7 protein-coding genes are annotated in these 10,660 nt (G+C 57.4%); 4 read left to right on the plus strand and 3 right to left on the minus strand.

Annotated elements, in window-relative coordinates; genetic code table 11:
• Positions 1-6 precede the first annotated feature (6 nt).
• Together PHC90_06895 and PHC90_06900 are read left to right on the plus strand one after the other, a co-directional pair.
• A complete protein-coding gene (locus tag PHC90_06895; GenBank protein ID MDD3846076.1) occupies positions 7-1,179 on the plus strand; it encodes a 4Fe-4S cluster-binding domain-containing protein in 1,173 nt (390 codons plus the stop codon).
• A gap of 93 nt (positions 1,180-1,272) precedes the next feature.
• Positions 1,273-2,556: an MFS transporter gene (locus tag PHC90_06900; GenBank protein ID MDD3846077.1), complete on the plus strand. Its 1,284-nt coding sequence runs from the start codon at positions 1,273-1,275 to the stop codon at positions 2,554-2,556.
• On the opposite strand, the gene PHC90_06905 is transcribed toward PHC90_06900, so the two are convergent.
• Positions 2,533-4,353: a radical SAM protein gene (locus PHC90_06905; protein MDD3846078.1), complete on the minus strand. Its 1,821-nt coding sequence runs from the start codon at positions 4,351-4,353 to the stop codon at positions 2,533-2,535. The two genes, PHC90_06900 and PHC90_06905, sit on opposite strands and share 24 nt — an antisense overlap.
• Before the next feature lie 119 nt (positions 4,354-4,472).
• On the opposite strand from PHC90_06905, the gene PHC90_06910 reads away from it, so the two are divergent.
• Both PHC90_06910 and PHC90_06915 read left to right on the plus strand, forming a co-directional pair.
• Positions 4,473-5,075, plus strand: coding sequence for a YiiX/YebB-like N1pC/P60 family cysteine hydrolase (locus tag PHC90_06910; GenBank protein ID MDD3846079.1), 603 nt, complete (start codon positions 4,473-4,475; stop codon positions 5,073-5,075).
• A gap of 199 nt (positions 5,076-5,274) precedes the next feature.
• On the plus strand, positions 5,275-5,556 hold the full coding sequence (locus tag PHC90_06915; protein ID MDD3846080.1) for a hypothetical protein: 282 nt from the start codon (positions 5,275-5,277) through the stop codon (positions 5,554-5,556).
• Between the two features lie 26 nt (positions 5,557-5,582).
• Here the strand turns inward: PHC90_06915 and PHC90_06920 are convergent, their stop codons facing one another.
• On the minus strand, positions 5,583-9,485 hold the full coding sequence (locus PHC90_06920) for a translocation/assembly module TamB domain-containing protein (GenBank protein MDD3846081.1): 3,903 nt from the start codon (positions 9,483-9,485) through the stop codon (positions 5,583-5,585).
• Positions 9,482-10,660, minus strand: a 1,179-nt coding sequence (locus PHC90_06925) for a BamA/TamA family outer membrane protein (GenBank protein MDD3846082.1), incomplete at its 5' end; no start/stop codon positions are given. The genes PHC90_06920 and PHC90_06925, both read right to left, overlap by 4 nt.

Raw genomic sequence — 10,660 nt, forward strand, 5'->3', positions numbered from 1 at the left:
TCCGTCATGACCTCACATCATTCTTTTTTCACTGATCTTAACAGCGTCACGTTCCAACTCATCACGTCATGCAACCTTTCCTGTGATTATTGTTTTCAGGATGCCTGCAACGTCTCCTCATCTCAGGGTGATGCTGGCGGGGTGGTGGACCCCCATGAGACCGCCCGGACCCTGATAGAATTGCTGGAGATGAGTGAGACGGAGATGGGGATGGTGTTTTCCGGAGGCGAGCCGATGCTCGTCCCTGTCGATTGGTATCGAACGTTCTTCGACATCATGGACGGGTATCTCCAGAGGTCGGGAAAGAAACTGGAGTATTCCGTTCAGACCAATATCTCGATCCTGAGACCGGAGATCGTTGACCTCTTCAAGGACCAGGGCGTGCATTTCTCCGTTCATTACGACGGGGAACTCGACGACCCGAAACTGCTCTCAAGAAGACGCCGCGACAACATCGTCACATTGTTCGAGAAAGGATTTCCTGTCACGGTGCTCGTGGTGGGGACCGTGGAATCCTTGAAGGCCCTGCCCTCGAGCATCGAATTCTTCAACAGGCACGGGATACGCTTCTATCGCATCAATTATGTCTCGAGTGAGGGAAGGGGTCATCAGGTGTCCCGGATACCGCCGGCCTTGAGGGCCGAGGCTGAGTTTCAAGCGGCCTTTCTGGCGTCGCAGCTTGACTTCAGCACACGGGACAATGTCGTCCTGAACAAGTTCCTCTTTTACCATAACAACGTCATCTGCGGGAGCAGATACAAGACCGCACCCCGGCCGCAGCAGTGCAGGGCCGGGGTCATTTCGGCATACGTGGCCGCCGACGGTTATATATATCCCTGCAGCTTCTTTCCCGGCATAACGGGTCCCATGGCAGCAGCAAGAGACCTCACACCCCTTAAAGGGGCCCGGCGAGCGATTGCGCTATGCGAGACCTCGCATTCCTATTATGACAGGAAATGCCCGGAATGCGAGGCCCTGCCCATATGCGGCGAATACTGCGCGCTCTCGCCGGTTACGGACACGAATTTCATGGAGTCTTTTTGTAGTGCTCAGGTCACGCTGCGCCGCATGATGGACGAGAACCGGGAGATAGCCGAACTCATCGCGAAAAGGTTCATCGAGCACAAACAGGCCTACCCCGCGGATGTCCCGAGGTCGTGCGGTACACGGACGACGTAACGGGTAGTGCTGCTGCGGTTTCCATGTTCCAAGTTCGAAGCTAAAGGATAAACACAAATCCAGCTGGATCGGGCCCGGGGCCTCCAGGAGAAGATGACGCCGCCTTCCGATAGATTGTTCAACAGAAATTTTACCCTCATGATCGCCGGCCAATGTGTCGCTCTCCTTGGCGGCACGTTGTATTCCGTTGTTCTCGTTCTCTACCTTAAGCAATTGACCGGCTCCGCCACTGTACTTGGCGCAGTCGAGTTCCTGGCATTCTTGCCCTGGGTCATCATTGGGCCCCTTGCCGGTACCTTTGTCGACAGGGCGAACAGGAAGATGGTGATCCTGTGGAGCTATCTCGTTCGCTCGGTGCTCATGCTGATCCTGTTCATCGTCAGTCTCGACCGGTTCGCCGGTCTGACCATGCTGGGTCCCTTTCCCTTCCCCGTCTATGCGGTCTTCCTCGTGACGGCCTGCATGGGCATCGTCGATTCTGCCTTCAATGCCGCGCTTAATTCCATTATCCCTTCGGTGCTGCCCAGGGAGAAGGTCCAAAAGGGCAATTCTCTGTTTCAGGGAGCCGGCGGGGTGCTGGCAATGATCGGCAATGCGCTGGGTGGAATATTCTTTACCGTCCTGGGAGGCGCACTGGCCTTCCTGGTAAATGCCGTCTCCTACCTTTGCGCCGCCGTGGCGACGGGGTTCATGTCGGTAAGCGACGGCAGGCGCCGGAGCAGGCCGTCTTTTTCCTATGAGGGCTTTGCCAGGGACACGAAGGAAGGTTTTCTCTTCATCTGGAGGAACAAGGGCCTGAGAAACCAGACGATCGTCTACACCCTCTCGAACCTGTTCTTCCCGATGGTAATGCTTGCGCTGCCCTTCCTCATAGAGGACGTGATGAGACTGAAAGGCTCCTATTACGGGTACCTGCTGAGCATACTCACCCTCAGTTCCATCGTCGCATATTTCGTCTTCGGTTCCCTGAGGACCACGAGCAAGCAGAACTATGTGGTGATATGCTCGCTCTTCTTCATCGAGGCCGCCGTGTTCTTCCTGGTCTCCTTCGCGAGGAACGTCATTCTCGTATTCCTGTTCTTTTCCCTGCTTTCCGGCTGCATGGCCGTATCGCGCCTCATCAACACCTCGCTGAAGCAAAAGATAATACCCGAGAAACTAAGAGGCAGGGTCTTCGGCACCCTGGATTCCATCAACGGGGCCCTTGCGCCTCTTTCTTTCGCCATTGGCGGGGTTGTCATCGACCTTTTAAACAAGAACGTGTTCATGCTCTTCTTTGTCATCTTCGTGGTATATACGGTTCTGGCGGTCGTTTTTGTGCTCAACGGACCCATCAGGCATTTCTACCTGCACTCAGATATCGGTGTCGATAACTGAGATGATCGGTCCGCAGGCCTCATTGAAGTAGACGAGGTGTTTCTCCTTGAGGCCGCTGAGGGCGGCAAGGACGAATGCCTCATCCATTGCGCGGTCATGCTCCCTCAAGGACCGAAGCAGGTCGTTCACGTCAGGGATGCCCGTGTTCGTCTCCCTGAGTATGCGATAGGCCGCGTCATCGAGCGCAAGCTCCACGACGGGCTCCGCATCGAAGAACTCCCTGTAGATAATGTGTTCCTCTTCACGGTGGATGCTGTAGCTGTAAGCATGGCTGTAATAGAAATCGTTCAGTTGGGCAAAGACCTCCCAGAGTGCGTTCGGCGGGGCGGAGAAGTCGAAGAGGGAGAACCGGTCGACGCCCTTTTTCATTTCTGCGGGCAGGAGATGGAAGATCTCGCTCCCATCGAATTTGACGAGTTCCTCTGCAGGGACCATATCGTGGAATTCGGAATGATCGGCCAGCCTGAGGGGGATGATGTTGTGGCGGAAGAGATCCCTGTCGAAATAGAACCTGAGAAAGTGGAGATTGTCGATGCATTCGAGAATGTCGATATCCTCCTCTCCCGGCACGCCGCATATGATGTTTGCCGAGGGAAGTTTTATGCCGAATTTCCGTGCGAACTTCACGAAGAATATATTGTCGGAAAAGCTCGTTCTCTTGTTCATTTTTGCGAGGAGGCGGTCCGACAGCGATTCGTAGCCGAAATGGACCCTTCCGAAGCCGGCCCGCGGAAGCTTCTCCATGATCTCCCTGGTGAAACCTTTATGGATCACTTCAGCGATGAAATGAACCTCTCTGCGGTTTCTGATGGATATGAGGTCATCGAGCATTGTCTCCAGCCGTCCGTGATCGTTGGCCACGATGTCGTTGTCCATGAAGGCGAAGTAGGGGGTATCGTACCTGTCGAGGAGACGGTGGATCTCCTCCCTCAATACGGCGGGGTCCTTCTTCCGGTTCCTGCAGCCATCGGAATAGACGCAGAACCTGCAGGCATTCCAGGTGCATCCCCTTGTCGATTCAAGGGGCAGGATAACGGCGGCGTCGCCTCTGCCGCGCGCCTGAAGGCAGGCGAAATAGTCATCATGGTCGGCGAAGGTCCCGCTGTTCATGTCGTAGAACTCTCCCGTCTCGCTGCCCGACGTTAGCAGGGAGCCGTCCTCGCGAAAAACAAGCCGGGGAATGCCGTCAAGCCGGCCGGACCCGCCGTCGAGAAAGCGGCTCAGTTCAAGGAGCGGGTATTCGCCTTCGCCCCAGACGGCAAAGTCGAAGAGACCGCATGTCTTCATGACGGCAATGGCCCTGTCGCGATTGCGCAAACCCCCGATGACGATCCTTGAATCGGGGAAGAAGCGTTTTACATACCCCGCGAGCACGATGCCGGGGATCCATTGCTCATATTTGCAGGATATCCCGAAGAGCAAAGGCTCGCCTTGGGAATAGCGTAAAAGCCGGTCTTCCATCGTCTTGTCGAGGACCTTTCCTGTACCTGCGAGATAATCGCTGTTGTCGTTGAGGATGTCGTGCATGGGAAGCTGCGATTTCATCCAGGCGTTCGCCTTGCTTTGCGCAATGTCGTCGCCATGCTCCCCGGCGATGAGATAAAGGAAGGGCAACAGTTCGAAATGTATGGCGTCGGTGTTCCTTTCGAAAGACGGTAAGAGCCCGTCGAGAAGGATATTCCAGTAGAGCACCTCGGTCTCGACACCGTGCTGCACGAGGTGCGCCTTCAGAATGGATAGTGCCGCCGACGGGGTGTCGACGCGCGCGGGAGGCAGGCAATTAAGAATGACCTTCATCAGCGGGATACCTTTATAACACGCATTTATAGGATTAAATCCCGGCCATGTCAACCTCAAAAGACCGTTCCTTTAGGAGAACGTAGAACCTAGAAGGTCTTTCTGTTATACTGCTTGATATGGTTTACAGCTATGAGATCGAGGGGCTGACGGTCGAGACGGGAGATCTTATCTGTACCACGGATGGCGGAGAAACTGACATCACGGGTCAGTTCTGGCGTTTCATAGGCAAGCTCATTCCCGGCGAGGTGGATCACATTCTCATATACGTCGGTCCCCGGGGCAGGTGTGTCGAGGCAGGGGCAAGAGGCAGGGTTGTTGTCTTCGAAGTGGAGGGCGGCGTGTGGGACGAAAAAAGGATGAGGCGCGAGCGGGGCCCTTTTGCGGACAGGTTCTACGGAGTGGCATATCCTCTTGGCGCGGGCGCGGCCGCGGCGCCGGGATCGGATCGTGCGCGTGAGGATGTGGCGGCATATTGCCTCAGGCAGGCCGAGCTCGGCAAACCCTATAACCTCAATTTCTTCAACTCCTCCAGGTCAGACGCCTTTTATTGCAGTCAACTGGCGTACCGGGCCTACCTGGAGGCCGGGATCGATCTCAACACCGGGGCAAAGGTATTCGATATCCCCGGGACACAGAGCATCATACTCCCCCAGGAACTATGGGACGGCTGCACACATGAGAAGAAGGTTCAGGGTTCCCGGAGTTCCAGCGTTCAATGAATATCCTGAGCAATTGAAAAATTGGACGGCCTCCCGATCTGTCTTTTGGGTCTTTCATAATTCCTGAGAAAGTTGTATACTATTACGGCGGCCGTTTTTGATCTTAACTTTCAGCAGAATCGTGGAATCGGCCGATAGGGAATAAGGTAACCTTGACCTTCCGATAGAGTGCCGGCGGTCCAACACAAAGGGAGTAAAGATGGCAAGCGTTGCAGAGTTCATCGAACTGAGAGAGAGCATTGAGGCTCTCGCGGGACAGATCGTTCTGTTCGTTAAGGACAAAGCGGTCCAGGATTCAAAACAGCGCCTTGAAGAGGCGAACCAGAAGCTTGAAATGCTCAAGTCCATGGTTGCCAACGATGTACAGGTGATCGTGGCCGATCGTCTCTCGAGGCAGCTCACGGGGCTGTCGGAGAAGGTCGAGACATTGGCGGCAAAGAAGCCCGCGAGAAAAGCGGTCACCAGGAAGAAACAGCCCTGAACAGAACCTCCCCGCCGCACCTGCCCTCAATTAAATTCTATCCTGTAGTAAATGGCGGCGCCGCTCTGGTTGCCCATTGTGCTTTCCACGTCCACCCGTTTCGTGAGACTGTACCGGATGCCGAAAATGTTCTCTCCCGTGTATATCGAACGGCCATAGCTGATGAAGAGTTTCGGCGAGAGGTATTTGCCGACCTTGACGATGGACTTTGAAATGTCGCCGTCCGCAGATTCGACGTCGAGAACGTCGAGACCCAATTGTTTCTTGATGGCGGAGGACTTTCCTCCCGTGAGAAGACCGCCTGCGGCCCTGGCCAGAAGGGCGGTGTCGCTCTGTCCTGCGGTGCCCCCCGGTCTGCCGAGAACAATGTAGCTCAGGATGTCCCTGTCCGGCATGGGAGGTTCGGAATAGAGATTAACGATCGGTGATGCCGGGGTTCCCGTGACGAGGACTCCGGCAGACACATCGCTTACCGTCCGAAGCGCCAGGATGTCGAGGGTTGCCCGGTTCACCGGGCCTCCGCCGAAGGCGATCCGTCCCCTCTTGATGTCAAGCTTGACGCCGTAGGCATCAAACCTGCCCTTTACGGTCGAAATGTTGCCGCTTGCCCTGACGTCGTCGAGGCCCGTCATGGTGATATTGATCCTGCCGGCAAGACGCGTGTCGATACCGTATGCCTTCACGAGCACCTCATCGCCGAGGGTGACCGCGACCGTCATATCGACCGCTAAGGGAAGGGAGCGTTCAGGTTCTTTCTCCCTGCCTTCCACGATGACATCGAGACTCGGCTTGATGAGGGTTTCCTTCTGCTCTTCGCGGATGAGGGCTTGAGGTATGAGGACCGAGCCCCTCACCGACACCTTCTTTGCGTCACCGCTGAATGTGAGGTCGGGGTTGACCGACGCCCGGAGTTCGGGAAGACCGACGGCCTCGAACCGCTCACCTTTCAAGATTGCCTCGAAGTTCCTGATCTTCCCCCTGTCGTGCACAGCAACCCCGGTACCGCTGATATGGCCCGCCCCGGAGCGGACAAGGAAGGAGGACAGGACTATCCGGTTGTTGTCGAACTGAACATCGGCACTGGCATCCTTGAGATGTATGCCCGCTGGAGGCAGGTATGCGCTCGCCCCCTTGAGGTTCAGCCTGCCGTTGATCCGGGGATCTGCAAAGGTACCGTTTCCCGTGAGGTCAAAATCCACCTGCCCGCTGGTTTCCCGGGCAAGTCCCGGGAATAATGCGGCAAGCAGGCCTTTCTCGCTCATTGCGCCCTGTATCGACACCGTTGCCGGGGAGCCGCTGTTGATCGTGACCGGAAACCGTGCCCCAAGCGGGACCTGAAATACGGCCTTTGCATGGCCATACTGCGCAAGCCTGAGATTCGCCGTTCCCTTGAGGGACGTATCCTTCCATGCCCAATCAATGGCGGTCTCCCTGATGGGTGCCGTGATCTCGCCCTGGTCGCCGCGCCAGGAGAAGGAGCCGTCGGAAATACCTGTCTGTCCCGCAAGTTCGAAGCGGTTGCCGGGCAGGAAACCGCCCTTCACTTCACCGGACAGGCGCCCCTTGAGACGGACGGTATCGGGGAGCATCGGTTGGAGCATATTCATATTGAGGCCCTTCCAGACTGCCTGAAATGACCCCTGGCCGGGCACGGAAAAGGCCGCGGGCTGTTTCGAAGACACGCGGGTGTTCACCCGTCCTTCATTGCCGAGATCCATGTCGAGGGACGCACTGAGCCCCGATCTGTCCCAGTTCAATTTTCCATTGACGCTGCCGGCCTTCACCATCATCGACCCCTGCGAGAATGCTCCCGACCCGCTGATGTCGCCCGAGAGGGCAAGACGCCCGCCGCTGAGCCATTGTGCCCGGGTTTCCCCCGATGTCCGGCCTTGAAGTTTTGATCGCCCCATCAGCCCGCCCGCCCGTGCGAGGTTGAGCTGCTGCCATTTTGCGGCCGCAAAACCGACCATGGGTTCAAGGGTGATGTCGGCGCTCATGTCGACCTTTTCACCGGCTGGGCTCGTCAGGATGAAGGGTGAAAGGCCCACCCGTTTTTTTGAGACATTGACCGTTGCCGGCCCGGCCAGGTCAAATCTGCCGAAGGGGTCCTGTGTCCCGGAGATCTTCAGGATCGTGCCCTGCCAGGCACCATCGGCGTATTTCCCCTGTGCGAGGGCGTCTATCGTGTCCTTGTCGTATGCCGCGTTGAGGACGATCCTGTGGCCGCCGGTCTTGCCGCTCACCGCCAGGCTGAATGTGCTTGCCCGGAGGATGCCGTAGGATATGTCCCGGCCCGTGATGTCGACAGCAATGTCACCTTTGTCTCCGTCGGGCATTTGCATGGACGCATTGAGGGATGAGACCCTGAGGTTGGCATAGGATATGTTCCTTCCCCGTGCCGTCAGGGCGCCGGCGGGTTCGTCTTTGAGCCACCTGCCCCATCCCTTTGCGAAAAGGCTTCCTGTCGCACCGGGAAGGAGTTTCGAGGCGTCGTCGATGCGTATCTCGCAGGCAAGGCGTTTTTGGACGATGCCGCCGGCCGTGAGGGCAAATCCATTCCCCTTTACGGCCAGGGCGTTGATCTTTACAACTTCGCCGCTGAGCGATGTGTCGAGGCTGCCCGATATTGTCTTTTTCTGGAACCGGCTTTCTCTCAACGAGGCCGTTAGGGATCCTTCCATCGGCTGGTTCTCAGGTATCAGCAACTGTCCTTTCAATTCGAGATTCAGGTTCCCCTCGAGGCCGGGGTGCAGCCTTGCGGGATTGAGTCCTTTTGCGGTAAAACGGGTCGACAGTCTCATGTCCCGGGCCCGGGATGCGCTGAAATCTCCGAGTATAACGCCGCCGAGCAGTCTCGCTTCGAGGTCCTTGAGTTCAATGAGTTCGCTATCACCCCGGATGCTGCCTTTGAGCTCCATGCTCCTCCACGATGCTCCCCGGTTCTTGAGATCGAATTTTCCCTCGAAACCCTTGAGGGTTCCGGCGATATCCAGGTTTCCCGAAAGGTCCGTGCTCGTCTTTACCTCGGGAGCAAGGTCAAGGCCGGTGACCTTTGCCGATAAGGTGAATGCCGGTTCGCCTCCCGAAACATCGAGCGTTCCCCTGGCCTCAGCACTCCCTTTGCCGTCTTTTCTCGAAAACTTCCCCTCGCTGATCCGGAGGGCATGACGGGCGACGCCGACGCGGCATTGAAGGCTGTAGCGCTCCTGTTCTCCCGCGGCGGCGGTGAGTACGAGGGGTCCGGCGATCTGTTCATCACCTTTTGACGCCGGGAGACGGGCGTCGAGGGACAAGGTGTCAATGCCCGCCGGGCTATTCGGAAGGGTCACTGTAAACTGTGCCCTCAGGGCCGGCCTCGCGAGATTGGTCGTTACGATGCCCCCCGCGCTGCCGTAAGCAGTTCTTACATTCATATTGTTCAGATAGAGTATGCCCCGGTCCCACAGGACCGTTGCGGAAACGCCGTCGATAGTCACGGGTTCGCTCCCCGGCGTCACGTATTTTACCTTGTCGATATTGAGCCTGTGCACCCAGCCGTAGAGCCCGGTAAGCCACCTCGGGACCCGGGGCAGGAGGAGGTCGACAGGCTCGTTATCGGGCGGCCTGGTGTTCGTGATCGACAGGCCCGTTATCCCCAGTTCGGTGATTGCCACCTTGCCGGTGATGAGGTGCGAAGGCTGCCATTTCAGATCCGCCGTATCGACGGCCACCGTGAGGTCCGCAAGGTTCAGCCTGAAGCCTTCCACATGGAGCGAATACCCGATCCTACCCGTGACCTTCTTCATCTCCATGGTGCCCTGAAGGACCCGCTCTATCCCTTTGAGAAGGAAGGAGGTGCCGGCGGTTGTGTACATGGACCACAAGAATGATGCGGTGAACGCAAGGAGGAGAAATGAGAGCACATAGAGGACGAGACGCCGTTTTTTCATAGTCCGAACCCTATCGATACATGGATCCTGAAGTCGGGGTTTCTCTCCCCGATCTGACGGGCGAGATCGAGCTTTATCGGGCCGATGGGGCTGTAGTATCGCACACCCATCCCGGCGCCCTGTGCGAGCTGCATGTCCGAGAAATCGTTGAAGGCGTTCCCGGTGTCGTAGAATGCGGCAATACCCCAGTCCTTGCCTATGGCGCGCTCCAGTTCAATGCTTGCGGTGACAAGGTTCTTGCCGCCGATGACGTCACCCGAGACGTCCCTGGGCCCCAGAGATTTGTATGCGTAGCCGCGGACGCTCTGATCGCCGCCTGCAAAGAAGCGAAGGGCGATGGGCAGGTCCGCATTGGGCTCGTTCTGCGTGGTTGCGCCCAGTTTCGCCCGTGTGAGCAGGGAGAACCTGGCGGGAAGGGGCAGGATAAGGCCGCCGTCGGCGGTGAACTGGACCAGCCCGGTGCTGGAACCAAGCGATTGGTGGGTGCCCTTCAATTCCGCGAAATACCGGTGACCCCTGGTCGGGCGTACCATGTCGTCATAGCTGACCCCCGACAGGCGGCAACCCGGCAGCAGCGAAAAGGTGTTTGTCCGTTCATCGCCGGCATCGGAGTTCTCCTTGAGCATCTGGACAAAGAGGGACCCCGTCGGGACTCTTCCCAGGCTCCTTGCCCGTTCGAACTCCGCCGTGATCGATTCGGTGAAGAACGCCGTTTGATCCTCCCGCTTCATGTTGAAGCTCAGCGATGAAAAGCTGCGGATATCGCTGGCGTCGGGCATCGTGTACCGTGCGCCCACCACCTGAAGAGGCCCGCTGAGGTCAAACTGGGATTCGAACTTGTGGCTGGTCCCGAAGAAATTCACGTCCTCGTATTTGATCGTCCCCTTTGGCCCGATATCGGTCTCGAACCCGACGCCGAGCCTCAACCGCTTCGGTTTCGAGGGCCGAAGGCGGATCTCGACAGGCACGCGGTGGTCCGCGGCCTTTTCCCTGTCCGCATCGATCATAACGGTCCTGAAGCGGTCTGCATTGATGAGATTGCGCTGGGTCAGACCGATCTTCTGGTGGGAGAAGACATCGCCGGTTTTGAACTCGAGATAGCGGCCGAAGAAGGATTGGGGGTATCCGGGAGCGCCGGAGAACTTTATCTCGCCGAAATAGTACAGGTCGCCCGT

The sequence above is a fragment of the Syntrophorhabdaceae bacterium genome, assembly GCA_028698615.1.
Classification (GTDB): Bacteria; Desulfobacterota; Syntrophorhabdia; order Syntrophorhabdales; family Syntrophorhabdaceae; genus Delta-02.